Below are 16,797 nucleotides of genomic sequence, written 5' to 3'. Positions count from 1 at the left end.
CCGCCGCATGAGAGTAGATAAATTTTTAAACGTAGTAAATATCACCAAAAGGCGTGCTGTTAGCGAAGATATGTGCAAAAGCGGCGTTGTGAGCATCAACGGCGTGCAGGCAAAAGCGGCAAAAGATGTTAAGATAGGCGACGTGATCACTATCAAATTTCTAGCTCGTGAGGCAAGATATGAGGTGCTAGCGATCCCAACTACAAAGAGCATACCAAAAAGCGCCCAGAGCGAATATGTAAAAGAGCTTTGATGGTTTTTGAGCTTTTAGAAAATGAGCTTGACCGGCTTGTGCGGGTGCTTCCAAAAAGTGGCGTGGTACTACTAAGTGGCGATCTAGCAAGTGGCAAAACGACGCTTGTAAAGGCGATCATCAAGGCGCACGGCATAGAAGATAGCGTGACGTCGCCGACATTTTCTTTGATGCAAATTTATGGTAAAGATATCTACCACTACGACATTTACCAGATCGGATTTGACGGAATGGCAAAAAATGGCCTTTTTGAAAATTTGTTTGAAGAGGGGCTTCATCTAGTAGAGTGGGGCGATGAAAATTTAGAAAAAGCTCTAAAGAAAAACGGCGAGAGCTATACATTAGTAAAAATTTCTCCTAGCAAAAATGGCAGAAAATACGAGGTTATAAGTGCATAAACTAGAAGTAAAAGATCTAAAAAAGACGATAAAAAAAAGTGAGATCATAAAAGGTATATCTTTAGAGGTAAATAGTGGCGAAGTCGTGGGGCTTCTTGGGCCAAATGGCGCTGGAAAGACGACCACTTTTTATATGATCTGCGGGCTCATCTCGCCAACTAGCGGAGATGTTTTTTTAAATGATGAAAAGATCACAAACGTCCCGCTTCACAAAAGAGCGCACCTTGGTATTGGCTATTTGCCGCAAGAGTCAAGCATATTTAAAGAGCTAAGTGTAGAAGAAAATTTACTCCTTGGGGCTGAAATTTTAAATCAAAGCAAAGAAGATATCTCTAAAAGAGTAAATGAGATGCTAAATATGCTAAATATCGAGCCTATCCGCCTAAGAAAGGGCGTTAGCCTAAGTGGTGGCGAGCGCAGACGCTGTGAGATCGCTAGAAGTCTCATCATAAAGCCAAAATTTTTACTGCTTGATGAGCCATTTGCAGGCGTCGATCCTATCGCAGTTAGCGACATTCAAAGTATCGTTAGAGACCTTAAAAAGCTAGGTATCGGCGTTTTGATAACTGACCACAACGTCCGTGAGACGCTAGCCATTTGCGACAGAGCCTACGTCATCAAAGATGGCTCGCTGCTAGCAAGCGGCAGTGCGAGTGAAGTGGCAAACAACAAGCTCGTTAGAACGCACTATCTTGGCGAAGAATTTAAGCTACTTGAGTAGATGATGCTAAGGCAAAAGCAAACTTTAGCGCCAAAGATCAAACTAAACCAAACGCTAAGAAGCTGGCTTCCTATCCTTCAAAGCGGGCTTGATGAGCTAAAAGAGACGCTTGAGCCTTTTATAAAAGAGAACCCTTTTGCCACGATCGAGCATAAAAATTTAGAAAAAAGCGAAAAAAGGCGAAATTTTTTCGAGCAGGTTAGCAAAAACTCGGTTAGCGAGAGCATCGAGGCTTTAAGCATATATAAAGAAAGCCTCTATGAAAAGCTTATTAGCCAGATAAATCCACCACTTTTCCCCACGCAAAAGTCCCAAGATATCGCGTATAAGATCATTGAGTGTTTAGATGATGAGGGGTATTTTTCTTATGATGATGAAATTTTTACTGGTTTTAATGAGAATGAGGTAGAGCGAGTTAGGGCGAGATTTGCCTACCTTGAGCCATGTGGCGTGGGCGCAAAGGATATTAAAGAGAGCTTTTTGTTTCAGCTTGGCGAGGCAGAGTCAAGCGAAGAGATCATAGAGTGCGCAAGAAAGATCATCTTAAATTTTGAAAATATAGAAAAACTTAGAAAACTTAAATTCTATGACGACGCGCTAAAGATCATAAAGAAATTTAAAAATCCCCCAGCCATTGAGTATCTTGAAGATGAAAAAGAGGCGGTGCCTGACATCTTCGTGCTAAGCACAAGCAGTGGCATAAGTGTGCAGATAAATGACGAGTATTATCCTGAAATTTTGGTCGATACTGAGGGGCTAGACGAGAAAGAGGCCTTTGTCAGCTCACGCATAAAAGAGGCAAGCGAGCTCATAGACGCCCTTGAGATGAGAAAGGCGACACTTTATAAGATAGGGCTCATGATAGTTGAGTATCAGTATGATTACTTTTTGGGTGGCGACATAAAGCCTATGAAGCTAAAAGACCTAGCAGACGAGCTAGGGCGCAACCCTTCAACCATCTCAAGAGCGATCGCAAACAAATACTTAAGCTCTCCAAGAGGTACGGTCGCACTTAAAAATTTCTTTGCAACTGGCTTTGACGAGGAGACTTCAAACGCCGCGATAAAGGAATTTTTACTAGAGCTTATCAAAAATGAAGATCACAAAAAGCCACTTTCTGATCTAAAGATCCAAGAGCTAATCCAAGCTAAATTTAATATCCAAATCGTTCGCCGAACCATCACCAAATACCGCAAAATTCTAAACATCGGCAGCTCAAGCCAGCGAAAAAAGATATATCAGATAAACGGCTAGCTACCACTCATTTATGGCAAAAAGAGTGGCTTTATGCATCTGCGTAAAAAGCTCACCGCTAAGCTCATCATACTCTTTAGCGCGTTTTTTATGCTGCGCCCAACCTGCTGCGTCGTCGTTCCATGAGCCCATACCACCAAAGACATCAGCTGCACTTGCCGCATTAAAAAGAGCCAAATTTAGCTTTGGCATAAGTGGCGCATTTAGGATATTTTGCTCTATCTTTTCTGGCTCGTTTAGCGCTTTTAGCCCTTCCCTAAAGCAATCGCCAAAATTCTCACACTCTATCTCATCTGCAAATTTAGAGATCCTTGTTAGGATATCCTTAAATTCCAAAGTGTTATCACTAAATTTTTGAATCTCTGGCATGCCATTTAGACTAAATTCTTTATAGACTATATCCCAGCCCTTTTTGTCTTCTTCAAAGCTCCAGTGAGGCACGAGATAGCTCATTTTATCTTTATAAATGCAAAGAATAGACTTGTAGCTTACGTTTGAAAAGCCTTGCAGCGAGCGCTCCTCTGATGTGACGCTCAAATTTGTGGCATATCTCACGTCGCTTAGCCCAAGCTTTAAGGCGTGCTTAAACCACTCATTTATGCTAGCTTGCTCTCTTTTTTCTGGCTCATCACCTAAGATAAAGTCAAAAACTAGGCTTTTTATATATTTTTCGCTTTTGTAGTTTAGCTCTAAATTTGACTTTAATGCTTGCTTTATAGAGGCTACGATAATGCAAGAGTTAAAAACTTCACCATTCATTTTTGCTCCTTTTTTGAGATATTTTATTAAAAGAAGTATAAATATCTTTTTAAGAATTGCAAGCGAAAACTTCAGCTTTTTATAGTAAAATAGCCAAAAATTTCAAAGAGGCAAAATGGATTTTAATGAGATTGATAAGCTGATAAATACGCTTAAGAAAAACTTGGAAGTTATCGAAAACAACGGCGTTGTCGAGCCTGAGACAAAGATCGATGCGCTTACTTTTAATAAAAATGTCGAAGAGATCAAAAAAAGACTTTACAGCACAACAGACGAGGGCAGTTTTTTTAAAAATGTCTTTAATACTGAAGATTACTACGAAAACATTAGCTCATACCTTGAGCAGACAAACAAAAGCCTATACTACAAGATAGAAAAAGCCGGAGTGAGCCTAAAGACTAATCAAAATTTACAAGAGAGCCTGACAAACATCTCAAACATTATGCAGGTCTTAGTCGCTGAGTATCAGATACAAAACAAAAAAAAGAAGAAGAGTATCTTCTCAAGAAGTGGCGATACAGCGATGATAAGAGGGCTACTTGCCGAGCTAATGGAACTACAAAATAGGATGAATAAAATTTTACATCTCGACTCTCAAATCGTCTCAAACGTCGTTTTGGAAAATTTTAAAACTATCTACACATTTTTTTATAACTGCATAAGGGTTGCCAAGCAAAGGGGTGATGAGCTACTTTTGGTTGAGATCGCAGGCATCACAGATAGGATCATCGAGATGATAAAGCCAGTGCTTTCAGGCAAGAGCCTAAAAACAAATGAGCTTATCTATCACTACCTTATTTACGAGCTACGAGAGCTAAAAGCCTACGCCATAGGCGAAGATCTAGCTTAAAATTTTATCCACTATCTCTTTTGCTCCGTTTGGCAAAAGGATATCTTTTAGAGCTTTGCTGCTTTTGTTTAGATCAAAGCTCTCGATCATTTTTATGACTTCATCTTTGTCTAAATTTTCGCCATTTTGCAGGCAAATTTCAGCTATGCCTTTATCTTTTAGAAATTTAGCGTTATAAAATTGGTGATTGCCAGCAGCATAAGGAAATGGCACAAAGATAGAAGGCAGGGCATTTGCGCAAAGCTCCCAAAGCGAGCTAGCTCCAGCTCTTGATATGGCAAGATCAGCCTCGCTCATCTTCTTTTCTATCTCTTTGCTAAAGTCAAAAATTTCTAAATTTGCCTCGCTAAATCCAAGCTCATCATATCTTTTTTTAAGCTCATCAAGGGCGTTTTTGCCGCATTGATGAATGATCTTTATCCCTTTTTCTTTAAGATATGGGGCTAAATTTATAGCTAGCTCATTTATCGCTTTTGCCCCTTGTGAGCCACCTAAAAATAGTATAGTTTTTAGTTCGTCTCTAACTCTTTGGCTATCAAAAAATTTCTTTGCCACAGGGTAAGGGCAGGGCGAGAGCTCATCATAAGAGCTAAAAAAGCCCTTTGCGTATGGCTTTAAAATTTTATTTAGCTTGCCGGTTACGGCATTTTGCTCGTGGATGAAAAGTGGCGTTTTTGAGATGATGGCTGCTATGGCTGCTGGGGCTGCTGAGTAGCCTCCCACGCTGATGACTGCTTTTACGCCATTTTCTTTAAAAATTTGCCTGCATTTTAAAGCTAGGCTTATGATATTTGTTAGTGATTTTAGCTTGGCTAGGCCTCTTTTATTTACGACGCCACTGCTTGGTAAAAAGAATTTCTTTGCAAATTTATCATCATTTTCAAACCAAAATTTATCCTGACCGCTAGTTGAACCGATGAAGATAGGCTTTATGCCTCTCTCATTTAGCTCCTCGCAAAAGCTTCTAGCGATCGCCAAATGCCCGCCAGTGCCGCCACCACAAATAACTATCATAGTTTTGCCTTTTTACTAACCATCAAGACCATGCCGATGCCGATGCATATAGCAAGCACAGAGCTACCGCCATAGCTCAAAAATGGCACAGCGATACCTTTTATCGGCGTGATCGATGTGATGCCGTAGCTATTCATCAAAAATGAAAACGATAAGATAAGCCCGATACCAAGTGAGAATAGGTGATAGACCTTGTTTTCGCTCCTGGCTGAAATTCTAAATATCCTATAAAGTAGCGTGATGAAGATCGCTGTGATACATAAAATGCCAAAAACACCGACCTCTTCAGCTATGCCAGCTAGCACAAAGTCCGTATGCACTTCGCTTAAAAAGCCAAGCTTAAATATCCCAGCACCAAGCCCCTCGCCAAAAAACTCGCCGTGTTTGATCGCATTTAGTGAGTGAGAAATTTGATATGGCTCTGGTGCGTCTGCCACTCTAAGCACGTTTGCCACGCTGTCTGGCAAAAAAGAGAGAACCATATTTTGTATCGTGCCCCACCATGACTTTATACGTAAAATTCTGTGCTCTGAGCTAACTATCGCCACCGTCATAACAAAGGCAGCGCCAACAATGCCTATGCCAAAGAGCCTAACGCTAGCCCCTGCAAAAAGAGCCATCGTCACAAAAGTAAGCGCCAAAACCACAACCTGTCCAAGATCATTTTGTAAAATAGCGATCAAAACAATGGCTACACAAAAAAGAATTAAATATGGAAAAAGTATCTTAATCTCATCCATCAAAGTTCTCTTGCCATCGCTAAATTTTCTAGTAAAACTCCATGCCAAAAAAAAGACAAAACCAACTTTGAAAAACTCAACAGGCGCAAGCGAAAAGCCTGGCAGCCTGATCCAGCGTCTTGCACCGCCAGCATCAGTCACCATAGAAGCTGGCAGGGCATGCATAAGTATCATAGCGATGATGCAAAAGCCAAAAAGGCTAAACCCTATCCAGTTAAGCGCTTTGTCTGGATTTAGCCTTGAGAGCCACCACATGAGAAAAATTCCTATGCAGCCGACTGCAAACTGGCGGATGAAAAAGTGAAATTCGTCGTAGTTAAAAAATAAAACTGTAAAAACTGGCAAAGATAGTGAGAAAATGATACTTATGGCGATCAAAGTCGCGCAAAGATAAAAAATGACCTTATCAACTGCCAAATTTAGCTCCAACTTTAAAATGAGCCAAAGTATAATAAAAAACGGCTTACAAAGATATTATTTGCTATAATTGCAGGCTTTAAGGATGGGCATGAAGATAGGTATATTTGACTCTGGGCTTGGCGGACTTAGCGTCTTAAACGAAGCTTTAAGTAAGCTTAGCGAGCATGAATTTTTATATTACGCAGACGTGAAAAATGTCCCATACGGACAAAAGAGCAGGGATGAAATTTTAAAATTTAGCTTTGATGCGGTGAAATTTCTTGTTAAAAATGGCGCAGAAGCTGTCGTGGTAGCTTGTAACACAGCTACAAGCGTTGCGATAAAAGAGCTTAGAGCAAATTTGAGCGTACCCATCATCGGCATGGAGCCAGCTGTAAAAAAAGCTCACGATCTAAGTCACGATGACGCCCTAAAAACGCTTGTCATCGCCACTCTAGTCACCGTAAATGGCGCAAAACTAAAAGAGCTGATCACAAATTTAAACGCAAAAGATAAAACTGAACTGCTAGCTCTGTCTCGCCTTGTAAATTTCGCTGAAAACTCTGAATTTGATAGCCAAAGCGTGAAGTCATATCTAAAAGATGAGCTAGGTAAATTTGATCTAAGTAAATTTGACTTTTTGGTGCTTGGCTGCACACATTTTAACTATTTCAAAGATAGCTTAAGAGAAATTTTGCCAGCAAATATAAGCATAATAGATGGCAACGAAGGGACGGTAAAGCGCCTCATAAGCGAACTTGGGCTTCAAATATCAAATATAAAATTAACTCCAAATATAAAATTTTTCTACTCAGGTGACGAGGTGTGCGAGCAAAGTGAGCTAGAGAAAATTTCAAGAAATTTAGCTCGCCTAGAAAAAATGAGAGTGGTCAGCTAGGCTAAATTTAGCTAAAAATTTGAGCCAAATTTAGCAAAATACACTAAATTTTATGTATTTTTATATGTATTCTTTCTTTGTTTTACTATATAGATAGCACTTATTACCGCAACCACAGTTAAAAGGGCGATCGTGATCGTTAGAAGTGTCTGTTTATCTGGATTTGAACCTAGAAAATAGCCAACTCCAAGTAAAACCGCACACCAAATCCCAGCGCCAAGCGTGGTAAATAGGCAAAATCTAAAAATGTTCATCTTAGCTAGCCCAGCTGGCAGGCTTATATACTGACGAATTCCTGGGATAAGGCGTGAGTTGAAGGTCGAAATTTCGCCGTGTTTATTAAAAAATGCTTCAAATTTATCCATCTTTTCGTGAGTGATGCCGACAAATTTGCCGTATTTCAAGATGATCTCACGTCCAAAAAAGTAGCAAAGATAGTAGTTAAAAATGGCTCCAAGCAAGCTACCAAGCGTGCCTGAGATAAAAGCAAGTGCTAAGCTCATCTCGCCTTTGTGAGCTAGATATCCAGCTGGTATCATCGCCACTTCGCTTGGAAATGGAAAAAAAGAGCTCTCCAAAAACATCATCACAAATATCCCAGCATAGCCCCAGCTACTCACGCTTGAAACGATAAAATCAATAATGTCATGTAGCATTTTTACTCCGAAAATTTAATAAAGCGAGCCATTGTAGCAAAGCTTTATTTACTAATAGTAACCAACATGGAGTGATAAAATTTAAATTAAATGGGGTAGTAAAAATTTATAAAGAAGTAGGGCGAAAGCTCGCCCAATTTTTAAAATGCAGGTATGACCTCGCCTTTGTAGCGAGTGATGATGAAATTTTTAGTATCAGGGCTAAGCACCGCATCAACTAAAGCTTTGATCTTAGGATTGTTCTCGTTGCCAGCTCTTGTGACGATGATGTTTGCATAAGGGCTGTTAGCGTCTTCAAGTAAAAGTGCGTCTTTTGCCACGCTCATGCCAAGATCAAGGACGAAATTTGTGCTAATAGCAGCGATATCGACATCATCAAGTGTCCTTGGGATCTGAGCACCTTCTAGCTCGACAAACTGCAAATTCTTAGGATTTTTAGTTATGTCATTTACAGTTGCAACTTTTACGTTTTTATTGATCTCTATAAGACCAGCCTTTTCTAAAATTCTAAGCGCTCTGTTGCCATTTGACGGATCGTAAGCTATCGCCACTTTTGCGCCATCTTTTAGCTCTTTGATATCTTTTATCTTTTTAGAGTAAAAGCCAAGTGGCTCAACATGCACGCTCGCAACGCTTACAAGATGCAGGCCTCTAGCCTTGTTTTGCTCCTCAAGATATGGTAAATGTTGAAAGAAATTTGCGTCTAAGCTGCCATCTTCTGTGGCGACATTTGGTATCGAATAGTCTGAAATTTCAGAGATAACAAGGTCATAGCCCTTATCTTTTAGCTTTGGTTTTACAAATTCTAAAATTTCAGCGTGTGGCACAGGTGAGACGCCAACAGTGATAGTGTGGTCTTTGTCGGCTGCGTGAAGGCTTAGAGCAACTAAAGATGCGGTTAAAAGTTTGATAAATTTCATTGTTTTTCCTTTTTTGGTTTGATTTGAAGCGACGCTAAAAAGGTAAAAGCTTTTACGTCGCTTTTTATAAATTTAATTAAAACGCTGGGATGATAGCGCCGTTATACTTTGTCTCGATAAATTTTTTAACTTCTGGTGAGTTGATAGCTTTATCAAGGGCTTTAGTTTTAGGACTGTTCTCATTGCCAGCTTTTACAACTACGTAATTTACGTATGGGCTATCTTTACCCTCGATCACAAGCGCGTCTTTTGTTGGATTTAAATTTGCATTTAGCGCGTAGTTTGTGTTGATAACTGCGATAGTAACGTCATCAAGCGTTCTTGGCACTTGAGCAGCCTCGATCTCTTCAAATTTAAGCTTTTTAGGGTTATCAACTATATCAAGCGGAGTTTTTAGCGGGTTATCATTTAGCTTGATAAGTCCAGCGCTAGCTACGATGTCAAGTGCGCGGCTCTCGTTTGTTGGGTCATTTGGGATAGAGACCACTGCGCCATCTTTTAGCTCTTTTATGTCTTTGATCTTTTTAGAATAAACTCCCATTGGCTCGAGGTGCACGCCAACTGTTTTTACAAGGTGAGTGCCTTTGTTTTTGTTAAATTCTTCAAGATATGGGATGTGCTGAAAGAAGTTTGCATCAAGGTCGCCGTCCTCTGTCGCAAGGTTTGGCGTGGTGTAGTCGTTAAATTCCTTGATCTCAAGTGTGTAGCCATCTTTTGCCAAAATAGGCTTTACAACCTCTAAAATTTCAGCATGTGGGATAGGTGTAGCACCGACGATTATTGTTTTTGACTTGTCAGCAGCATTTGCGCTAACGCTAAGGCCTAGGGCAACTAAAGAGGTAAGAAGTAGTTTTTTCATTTGTTATCCTTTTTTAAAATTTGCCAAGCACCAAAAAGGATAAATTTAAGCTAGAAGGTTAAATTTCTTTTTAAGTACTTAAGCTATTTCTAAGCACTTAAAAAGAAATTCTGTGCTTAGGGATTAGTCTTTCGACGACGCGTTTTTTAGTAGGCGGCACATCTGGCACATATCTGATTTCATCTTTTGTCCTTTCAGCTAAAATTAATTTCGCGCATTCTAAATAAATAAAGTTTAAAAAAAAATAAATTTTAGAAATTTATCTTAGACTTTTTATGACACCTCTTGCATTTTTTGAGTTTTTGGCTGCTTTTTCCTCTAAAATATTTTTTAAACATTCCAAAAAATTTGGCAAACAGCAAATATCAACCGAGTAAAAAACATTAAGTCCGGACTTCTCGCTTTTTAAAATTCCCCCATTTTTTAATACCCCAAGATGCTTTGAAACCGTTGCTTGTTCTTTATTTAAAAGCTCGCAAATTTCACCTACGCTCATCTTTTTATCACCTAAAACCTCAACTATTCCAATCCTAACAGGATGGGCCAAAACTCTCATAAATTCGCTTTTTAGCGCAAGAATATCAACATATTGCATTTTTATACCTTTTTTATGATTTTAACTTAAAAGAGCTAAATTTATACTTGACTATATTCCTATATTAGTATATAATCATATAAAAAATTTAAAGGTAAAAAAATGCTCGATCTTTTTAATCAACACAATATATTTGAGTTTATCAAATTTTTCATACTTTATTTTACAGAGATTTCACTACTATTTTTTTGTGTCTCTTTTTTGGTATTTATCGTATCTGAAAAATTTAGTCAAAAACTCAAAAAACACCTTATAAGCACAAAAATTTCAAGCTTTATCAAGGCGTTTTTGGTTGGCGCTATTACGCCGTTTTGTTCGTGCTCTACTATACCGCTTTTAAATGGGTTTTTAAAAAGCGGCGTATCACTTGGCGTTAGTAGCGTATTTTTGTTAAGCTCTCCGCTTGTTAATCCTGTAATTTTAACGCTTCTTTTTATGAGTTTTGGGTTTAAATTTAGCATTATTTATTTTACGGTCATTTTTATCTCATCGCTTGCTTTTGGTCTTTTGTTATCAAAAGCAGATCAAAATCTATTTTTAAAAGATGATTTTTTAAAACCAAAATTTAGCCCATACAATCCAACTAAAGGCTTTGTTTTTACACCCATTAATCAGACACAAGCTTGCTCTTGCAAGGATATAAAAAATAGTAAAAATATTTACAAAATGGCGCTTTTAAACTCGGTAAAAGAGTATAAAAAACTATTTTATTACATACTACTTGCGATGTTTATCGGTGCCGCTATACACGGATTTGTTCCACAAAAGCTTATCTCAAACTACCTTGGTTCTAGCGACATCGCCTCGATACTTATTTCGGCATTATTTGGAATTTTACTCTATGTTAGAGTAGAATCGCTAGTGCCAATTGGCTTAGCACTTCTTGCCTCGGGTGCTAGTGCGGCCGCATTTGGAGCGTTTGTAATAACGGCGGCAGGGGTTAGCCTGCCGGAAATCATACTTCTTAATAGGTTTTTTAAGCCAAAATTTATGGCAATTTTTATCGCTTTTATCTTATGTGTGGCATTAGCATTTGCTATGTTTTTAAAATCATTTTTTTGAAATTTTATAGAGATAGTTGCCTAAAACTTGGAAAATTTGAACCATAATGATAAGAATAACCACGGTGTAGAGCATGATATCTGGGCGAAATCTCTGATATCCATAGTTTATAGCGACTGATCCTAGTCCGCCACCGCCAACTGCACCAGCCATCGCTGAAAAGCCGATATTTACGATAAGCGTTAGCGTAAATGCCGAGATGATGCCAGGAAGCGCCTCTACAAACATCACACGAAAGATGATCTGAAATTTTGAGCTACCAAAGCTTTGTGCTGCTTCGATGATGCCTTTATCAACCTCTTTTAAGGCATTTTCAATGAGCCTTGCTACAAAGGGAGCCGCTCCGATAGTTAGCGGAACGATCGCAGCTGTAGTGCCGATGCTTGTGCCTACGATCATTTTTGTGACAGGAAAGAGCACGATGATCAAAATGATAAACGGAAAGCTTCTAAGCACGTTTATAACGATATCAAGCACAAAATAAAGCTGCTTGTTTGGCTTTAGTCCGTTTTTGTCTGAAAGGATGAGCAAAACCGCAGGTATAAGGCCTATGGCAAAGGCGAGCAGGGTGGAGACTATGCTCATATATAGCGTTTCGCCGATAGCTGGCAAAAGTATCCTAGAAAATACATCAGGAAATTTAGAAAAATCAATACCAAACATCAAGCAACCTCCCATAAAACGCCACTTTGCTTGATGTAGTTAAGCACGTTTTCTTTATCTTTTTCATCTATGTTTATGACAAGCGAGCCAAGGACGTTGTCGTTTAGCTTTTCAAGCTTGCCCCAGACTATGTTAAAGTCGATATTTAGGCTTCTTGCCATGTGCGTGATCACGCTGTTTTGAGCCACTTCTTTTGGGAAAAATAGCCTGATATTTGTGCCAGTGCTTGGCAGAATTTCAACTTCACCCAAAAACTCTTTCATCTTCTCATCTGGCTTTAAAAATAGCTCTTCGATGCTTCCAGAGCCTATGATCTTGCCGCCTTCAAGCAAGATGGCGCGTTTTGCGATCGATTTTACCACCTCCATCTCGTGTGTGACGATGACGACGCTGATGTCTAGCTCTTTGTTTATCTTTTCAAGCAGCTCTAAAATTTGATTTGTTGTGTTTGGATCAAGAGCCGAAGTCGCTTCGTCGCTTAGTAAAATTTTAGGATTTAAAGCAAGAGCTCTAGCGATGGCGACACGCTGTTTTTGCCCGCCACTTAGCTCGCTTGGATAGCTTTTTGCCTTGCTTTCAAGACCGACTAAATTTAAAAGCTCTCTCACTCTTTTTTCAGTTTCATCGCTTTTATAACCCCAAAATTTAAGCGGAGTAGCGACGTTTTCAAAGACATTTTTTCTAGCCATCAAGGCAAAATGCTGAAATATCATCCCAACATCTCGCCTCAAATGTCTTTGCTGCGTCTCATCTAAATTTTTTATCTCTTTATCAAAGACTTTTAAGCTGCCACCTTGATAGCTCTCTAACCCGTTTATGCACCTTAAAAGCGTTGATTTACCAGCGCCACTATGTCCCACGATAGCAAAAATTTCACCCTTTGCAACCTCTAAATTTACATCAAAAAGGATCTGCGTGCCGCCATAAAATTTGGTTAAATTTTCTATTTTTATCACTAAATTTTCCTTATTTTTAAAAGTGCGTCATCTTATAAAATTTCGCGCCTTAGCTCATCAGCGCTCTTTGGCGAAAGAAGTGCTGGGGCTATATCAAATACGCTAAATGCGCCGCGCTCGCCTCTTTGCGTCAAGCGATAGGCCGCTCTGGCGTAGGCTACAAGCACGCTTGCTGTAAATTCTGGATTTGAGTCAAGTTTTAGCGAAAACTCGATCAAATGTTTGTTCTCGCCATGCTCTCCGCTCACTCCGCTTCGCAGCACAAATCCCCCATGTGGGATACCGCCATGCTCTCTTTTAAGCGTCTCCAGATCGATAAAATGCACGCTCGTGTCGTAGTCGGCAAAGTAGTTTGGCATCGTTTTTATCTCATGCTCGATGCGTGCCTTATCAGCGCCGTCCTGCGCCACTACGTAGCAATCACGCAGGTGTTTTTCCCTTGTGGTTAAATTTGGATTTTCCACAGCGCGTACTCGCTCTAGTGCGCTATCTATGGGCACTGTGTATTGGCGAGCATCCACGACGCCCTCGATCCTGCGTATGGCGTCTGAGTGGCCTTGGCTCACGCCTTTGCCCCAAAACGTGTAGCTGCTGCCATTTTCAAGAACGCTCTCGCCAAATAGTCTGTTTAGAGAAAATAGCCCTGGGTCCCAGCCAACAGCGATGACGCCTACATTGCCACCTTTTTTAGCAGCAGCATCCACTGTGGCAAAGTGCTCAGGTATTTTTGCGTGCGTGTCAAAGCTATCTATGACGTTAAAATTTTGTGCAAATTCTGGCGTCTGCGTTGGAAGGTCAGTTGCGCTGCCACCACAAAGGACTAAAACGTCAAATTTGCCCTTGTGCGATAAAATTTCATCCACACTAAATACTGGTGCGCCACACGTTTTTACCTCACTTGGACGTCTTCGGCTAAAAACGGCCGTAAGCTCTAAATCCTTGCTATTTCGCACCGCAAGCTCGACACCACGACCTAAATTTCCATATCCTAAAACTGCTATTTTTATTTTTTTACTCATTTTTGATCCTTTAAATTTTAAATTTACATGCAAGATAGTGCAGGACGATAAATTTCACTTTAAAAAAACAATATATTAGCGCCCAGGGTAGCGTGGCAACTACAAGCTGCCAAATATAAAACGCCACCCTTCAACTTTTGCCGCAAAACCTACTCGCCAAGAGCCTTTAGCTCTTCGCATACTTTTTTAAATTTAGCCTCAGCGCTCTGCAAGGCCTCTTTGTTTGCCTCTATCACATCTTTTGGCGCATTTGCCACGAAATTTTGGTTATTTAGCATGCCTGAGAGTTTGACTATCTCTTTTTCAAGCTTTGTCTTTTGAGCCTTTAGCCTTGTGATGATGCCGCTCATATCAAGCCCTTCAAGTGGGACAAATGCCTCTAAATTTTCGCTCACATCTCTTATTGAGTTTTCTATTTTTTCATCTACAAAACCGATCTCTTCGCATTTTGCAAGCAGTTTGATGTACTCTTTTACCTCGTCAAGGTCTATTTTTTCATTAAATTTAACAAAGGCTTTTGCGATCTTTGAGTTGCCAAGATCGATAGTAGCTTTAGCACGGCGAATAGCGACGATCGCTTCGATAACTAGTTCAAATTTCTTCTCAACCTCTAAATTTCGCTCTTTTATCTCTGGGTAGCTCATCACCATTATTGACTTTGCATTTTCAAGTTGTGTGCCGCTAAGCTCTTGAAATAGATACTCTGAAAGAAACGGCATGAAAGGATTTAGCAGTTTCATTGCCTCTTTAAATATACTTCCAAGCTCTTTTACGCTCGCTTTGTCAGCCTTGCTAAGCTCGATGCCCCAGTCGCAAAACTCGTCCCAAAGGAATTTATAAAGTGTGTTTGCAGCGTCATTAAAGCGGTAGGCGTCGATGTTTTCGCGCACCTCTCTCACGCACTCGTTAAAGCGGCTGTTCATATAAATTCCAAGTTTTGTTTCAAGCTTAATATCCTTTAAATTTGGAAATTTGCTCTCATTTAGCATGAGATATTTGCTTGCGTTATAAAGCTTGTTGGTAAAATTTCTTACCTGCTTCATCTTGGTGTCGCTTAGCTTGATATCGCGTCCTTGAACGGCTAGAAGTGTCAGCGTAAAGCGCAATATATCGGCACTATACTCATTTATGCTATCAAGCGGGTCGATGACGTTGCCAAGGCTTTTACTCATCTTTCTTCCAAACTCATCTTTTACAAGTGCGTGCAGGTAGATGTCGTCAAATGGTAGCTTGCCAAGGGCGTTTTCACCCTGAAACATCATCCTAGCAACCCAGAAAAATAATATATCAAAGCCAGTGATGAGGAGGTTGTTTGGATAAAACTCAGCTAAATCGCCTTCAAACCACTTTTCATTTTTTAGCTCATTTTCATTGCCCCAGCCAAGCGTGCTAAATGGCCAAAGACCAGAGCTAAACCACGTATCTAGCACGTCTGGGTCTTGGTGGATGTTTTTACTTTTACACTTTTTGCACTCACATGGCTCGTCCTCGTCAGCCCACATGTGACCGCACTCGTCGCAGTAAAATACTGGAATTTGATGTCCCCACCAAAGCTGGCGTGAGATACACCAGTCTCTTAGCTCTCTCATCCACGCGTTAAAGCTGTTTATCCAGTGTGGCGGGTAAAATTTAGCAAGGCCTTCTGATACTTTTTGTATCGCCTCGTCTGCGATCTCTTTTTTGACAAACCACTGCTTTGAGATGTATGGCTCGACGACGTTTTTGCAGCGGTAGCAGTAGCCTACTTGATTTTCGTAGTCTTCTATCTTTTCAACATTGCCTAGTTTTTCAAGCTCGGCGACGACGATATCTCTAGCCTCAAGCCTCTCAAGACCTGCAAATTTATCGCACTTGTCGTTTAAGATGCCCTTTTCGTCAAATACGGTGATAAACTCAAGGTTGTGTTTTTTGCCAACCTCGTAGTCGTTTTGATCGTGTGCAGGCGTGACCTTCACAAGGCCTGTTCCAAACTCCATATCGACGTGCTCGTCTGCGATGATCTCGATCTCTCTGTTTATGATAGGTAGCACCACTTTTTTGCCGATTAAATTTTTATAGCGCTCGTCGTTTGGATTTACCATCACCGCCGTATCACCAAAGTAGGTTTCTGGACGAGTTGTAGCCACAACAACAAATTCGCTAGGCTTGTCTGCAAAGTAGTATCTCAAATGATAAAGCTTGCCTTTATTTTCTTTGTGTTCGACCTCGATGTCAGAGAGTGCGCCATCATGCGTACACCAGTTTATCATGTAGTTTTTCTGGACAATTAGCCCTTTGTCATATAAATTTACAAAGGCTTTTTTCACAGCTTTTCTTAAGCCCTCATCCATAGTAAATCTCTGGCGTGACCAAGCCGGAGTGATGCCTAGTTTTCGCATCTGATGGACGATCATACCGCCGCTTTTTTCCTTCCACTCCCACACTTTTTCTACAAATTTCTCACGGCCAAGCTCTTCTTTTTTGATCCCTTGAGCCAAAAGCTGTTTTTCAACGACGTTTTGAGTAGCGATACCAGCGTGGTCAAGTCCTGGCTGCCAAAGTGTCTTGTAGCCGTCCATCCTCTTGTAGCGAGTCATGATATCTTGAAGTGTGAAGGTTAGGGCGTGTCCGATGTGAAGCGAGCCAGTCACGTTTGGAGGTGGCATCATAATGCAAAATTTACGTCCATCTTTTTGGATATCTTTGTTTGCGTCTATCTCAAAGTATCCGCGTTCTTCCCAAATTTTATAAAATTTATCTTCTATCTCTTTTGCATTGTAAAATTCTGCCACTTTTGTATCC

The 16,797-nt window shown here is 40.2% G+C and carries 18 protein-coding genes; 7 read left to right on the top strand and 11 right to left on the bottom strand.

Annotation, left to right across the window (positions count from 1 at the left end; genetic code table 11):
• Positions 1-7: 7 nt before the first annotated feature.
• The 4 genes from G6W41_RS02045 to G6W41_RS02030 are packed head-to-tail and all read left to right on the top strand — an operon-like array spanning position 8 to position 2,626.
• Complete coding sequence (locus tag G6W41_RS02045) at positions 8-253, top strand: RNA-binding S4 domain-containing protein (protein WP_002940508.1); 246 nt, start codon at positions 8-10, stop codon at positions 251-253.
• Complete coding sequence (gene tsaE, locus G6W41_RS02040) at positions 253-651, top strand: tRNA (adenosine(37)-N6)-threonylcarbamoyltransferase complex ATPase subunit type 1 TsaE (protein ID WP_087581678.1); 399 nt, start codon at positions 253-255, stop codon at positions 649-651. The genes G6W41_RS02045 and tsaE overlap by 1 nt, the downstream gene beginning before the upstream one ends.
• Positions 644-1,372 (top strand): LPS export ABC transporter ATP-binding protein, encoded by a 729-nt coding sequence (gene lptB, locus G6W41_RS02035; RefSeq protein ID WP_002940487.1) that lies wholly within the window; start codon positions 644-646, stop codon positions 1,370-1,372. The genes tsaE and lptB overlap by 8 nt, the downstream gene beginning before the upstream one ends.
• Positions 1,373-1,375: 3 nt before the next feature.
• Positions 1,376-2,626: an RNA polymerase factor sigma-54 gene (locus G6W41_RS02030; protein ID WP_242039885.1), complete on the top strand. Its 1,251-nt coding sequence runs from the start codon at positions 1,376-1,378 to the stop codon at positions 2,624-2,626.
• Here G6W41_RS02030 and G6W41_RS02025 read toward each other — a convergent pair whose 3' ends face one another.
• On the bottom strand, positions 2,627-3,385 hold the full coding sequence (locus G6W41_RS02025; RefSeq protein ID WP_194170463.1) for a hypothetical protein: 759 nt from the start codon (positions 3,383-3,385) through the stop codon (positions 2,627-2,629).
• 115 nt (positions 3,386-3,500) lie between these two features.
• Here G6W41_RS02025 and G6W41_RS02020 point away from each other — a divergent pair, with 115 nt between their 5' ends.
• Positions 3,501-4,235: an imidazole glycerol phosphate synthase gene (locus G6W41_RS02020; RefSeq protein ID WP_103575918.1), complete on the top strand. Its 735-nt coding sequence runs from the start codon at positions 3,501-3,503 to the stop codon at positions 4,233-4,235.
• Here G6W41_RS02020 and murG read toward each other — a convergent pair.
• Together murG and G6W41_RS02010 are read right to left on the bottom strand one after the other, a co-directional pair.
• Positions 4,227-5,249 (bottom strand): undecaprenyldiphospho-muramoylpentapeptide beta-N-acetylglucosaminyltransferase, encoded by a 1,023-nt coding sequence (murG, locus tag G6W41_RS02015; protein WP_194170462.1) that lies wholly within the window; start codon positions 5,247-5,249, stop codon positions 4,227-4,229. The genes G6W41_RS02020 and murG overlap by 9 nt on opposite strands.
• Entirely contained in the window at positions 5,246-6,406 is a 1,161-nt protein-coding gene (locus G6W41_RS02010; RefSeq protein WP_103567521.1) for a peptidoglycan glycosyltransferase FtsW, read from the bottom strand. The genes murG and G6W41_RS02010 overlap by 4 nt, the downstream gene beginning before the upstream one ends.
• A gap of 91 nt (positions 6,407-6,497) precedes the next feature.
• Between G6W41_RS02010 and murI the strand changes: the two genes are divergently transcribed.
• Positions 6,498-7,286, top strand: coding sequence for a glutamate racemase (gene murI / locus G6W41_RS02005; protein ID WP_194170461.1), 789 nt, complete (start codon positions 6,498-6,500; stop codon positions 7,284-7,286).
• Positions 7,287-7,336: 50 nt separating this feature from the next.
• On the opposite strand, the gene G6W41_RS02000 is transcribed toward murI, so the two are convergent.
• The 4 genes from G6W41_RS02000 to G6W41_RS01985 form a co-directional block, all read right to left on the bottom strand.
• Positions 7,337-7,942 (bottom strand): DedA family protein, encoded by a 606-nt coding sequence (locus tag G6W41_RS02000; protein ID WP_194170460.1) that lies wholly within the window; start codon positions 7,940-7,942, stop codon positions 7,337-7,339.
• 140 nt (positions 7,943-8,082) lie between these two features.
• Positions 8,083-8,862 (bottom strand): MetQ/NlpA family ABC transporter substrate-binding protein, encoded by a 780-nt coding sequence (locus G6W41_RS01995; protein ID WP_194170459.1) that lies wholly within the window; start codon positions 8,860-8,862, stop codon positions 8,083-8,085.
• A 76-nt stretch (positions 8,863-8,938) separates the two neighbouring features.
• Positions 8,939-9,721 carry a MetQ/NlpA family ABC transporter substrate-binding protein gene (locus tag G6W41_RS01990; RefSeq protein WP_002940462.1) on the bottom strand — a complete coding sequence of 261 codons (783 nt, stop codon included), beginning with the start codon at positions 9,719-9,721 and terminating at the stop codon, positions 8,939-8,941.
• A 259-nt stretch (positions 9,722-9,980) separates the two neighbouring features.
• Complete coding sequence (locus G6W41_RS01985; RefSeq protein ID WP_103599125.1) at positions 9,981-10,316, bottom strand: ArsR/SmtB family transcription factor; 336 nt, start codon at positions 10,314-10,316, stop codon at positions 9,981-9,983.
• A gap of 102 nt (positions 10,317-10,418) precedes the next feature.
• On the opposite strand from G6W41_RS01985, the gene G6W41_RS01980 reads away from it, so the two are divergent.
• The gene (locus tag G6W41_RS01980) at positions 10,419-11,378 is read left to right on the top strand and encodes a permease (RefSeq protein WP_103571990.1); all 960 of its coding nucleotides are present in this window, start codon (positions 10,419-10,421) and stop codon (positions 11,376-11,378) included.
• On the opposite strand, the gene G6W41_RS01975 is transcribed toward G6W41_RS01980, so the two are convergent.
• The 4 genes from G6W41_RS01975 to G6W41_RS01960 form a co-directional block, all read right to left on the bottom strand.
• Positions 11,367-12,041: a methionine ABC transporter permease gene (locus tag G6W41_RS01975; protein ID WP_002940443.1), complete on the bottom strand. Its 675-nt coding sequence runs from the start codon at positions 12,039-12,041 to the stop codon at positions 11,367-11,369. The genes G6W41_RS01980 and G6W41_RS01975 overlap by 12 nt on opposite strands.
• A complete protein-coding gene (locus G6W41_RS01970) occupies positions 12,041-12,997 on the bottom strand; it encodes a methionine ABC transporter ATP-binding protein (RefSeq protein WP_107714927.1) in 957 nt (318 codons plus the stop codon). Before G6W41_RS01970 ends, G6W41_RS01975 begins: the two co-directional genes overlap by 1 nt.
• 32 nt (positions 12,998-13,029) lie before the next feature.
• Positions 13,030-14,016: a diaminopimelate dehydrogenase gene (locus G6W41_RS01965; protein ID WP_194170458.1), complete on the bottom strand. Its 987-nt coding sequence runs from the start codon at positions 14,014-14,016 to the stop codon at positions 13,030-13,032.
• 149 nt (positions 14,017-14,165) lie between these two features.
• Complete coding sequence (locus G6W41_RS01960; RefSeq protein WP_194170457.1) at positions 14,166-16,787, bottom strand: valine--tRNA ligase; 2,622 nt, start codon at positions 16,785-16,787, stop codon at positions 14,166-14,168.
• Positions 16,788-16,797: the final 10 nt, after the last annotated feature.

It is taken from the genome of Campylobacter concisus, from assembly GCF_015230035.1.
In the GTDB taxonomy this organism is placed as follows: domain Bacteria; phylum Campylobacterota; class Campylobacteria; order Campylobacterales; family Campylobacteraceae; genus Campylobacter_A; species Campylobacter_A concisus_BK.
This window is presented reverse-complemented; position numbering and strand designations above follow the sequence as displayed.

Excerpts from the sequence above, each read along its gene's own strand:
- G6W41_RS02000 (WP_194170460.1), bottom strand. The coding sequence starts at position 7,942 with ATGCTACATGACATTATTGATTTTATCGTTTCAAGCGTGAGTAGCTGG.
- G6W41_RS02030 (WP_242039885.1), top strand. The coding sequence starts at position 1,376 with ATGCTAAGGCAAAAGCAAACTTTAGCGCCAAAGATCAAACTAAACCAA.
- tsaE (WP_087581678.1), top strand. The coding sequence starts at position 253 with ATGGTTTTTGAGCTTTTAGAAAATGAGCTTGACCGGCTTGTGCGGGTG.
- G6W41_RS01985 (WP_103599125.1), bottom strand. The coding sequence starts at position 10,316 with ATGCAATATGTTGATATTCTTGCGCTAAAAAGCGAATTTATGAGAGTT.
- murG (WP_194170462.1), bottom strand. The coding sequence starts at position 5,249 with ATGATAGTTATTTGTGGTGGCGGCACTGGCGGGCATTTGGCGATCGCT.
- G6W41_RS01995 (WP_194170459.1), bottom strand. The coding sequence starts at position 8,862 with ATGAAATTTATCAAACTTTTAACCGCATCTTTAGTTGCTCTAAGCCTT.
- G6W41_RS02045 (WP_002940508.1), top strand. The coding sequence starts at position 8 with ATGAGAGTAGATAAATTTTTAAACGTAGTAAATATCACCAAAAGGCGT.
- G6W41_RS01965 (WP_194170458.1), bottom strand. The coding sequence starts at position 14,016 with ATGAGTAAAAAAATAAAAATAGCAGTTTTAGGATATGGAAATTTAGGT.
- murI (WP_194170461.1), top strand. The coding sequence starts at position 6,498 with ATGAAGATAGGTATATTTGACTCTGGGCTTGGCGGACTTAGCGTCTTA.
- G6W41_RS01980 (WP_103571990.1), top strand. The coding sequence starts at position 10,419 with ATGCTCGATCTTTTTAATCAACACAATATATTTGAGTTTATCAAATTT.
- G6W41_RS02020 (WP_103575918.1), top strand. The coding sequence starts at position 3,501 with ATGGATTTTAATGAGATTGATAAGCTGATAAATACGCTTAAGAAAAAC.
- G6W41_RS01975 (WP_002940443.1), bottom strand. The coding sequence starts at position 12,041 with ATGTTTGGTATTGATTTTTCTAAATTTCCTGATGTATTTTCTAGGATA.
- G6W41_RS01990 (WP_002940462.1), bottom strand. The coding sequence starts at position 9,721 with ATGAAAAAACTACTTCTTACCTCTTTAGTTGCCCTAGGCCTTAGCGTT.
- G6W41_RS02025 (WP_194170463.1), bottom strand. The coding sequence starts at position 3,385 with ATGAATGGTGAAGTTTTTAACTCTTGCATTATCGTAGCCTCTATAAAG.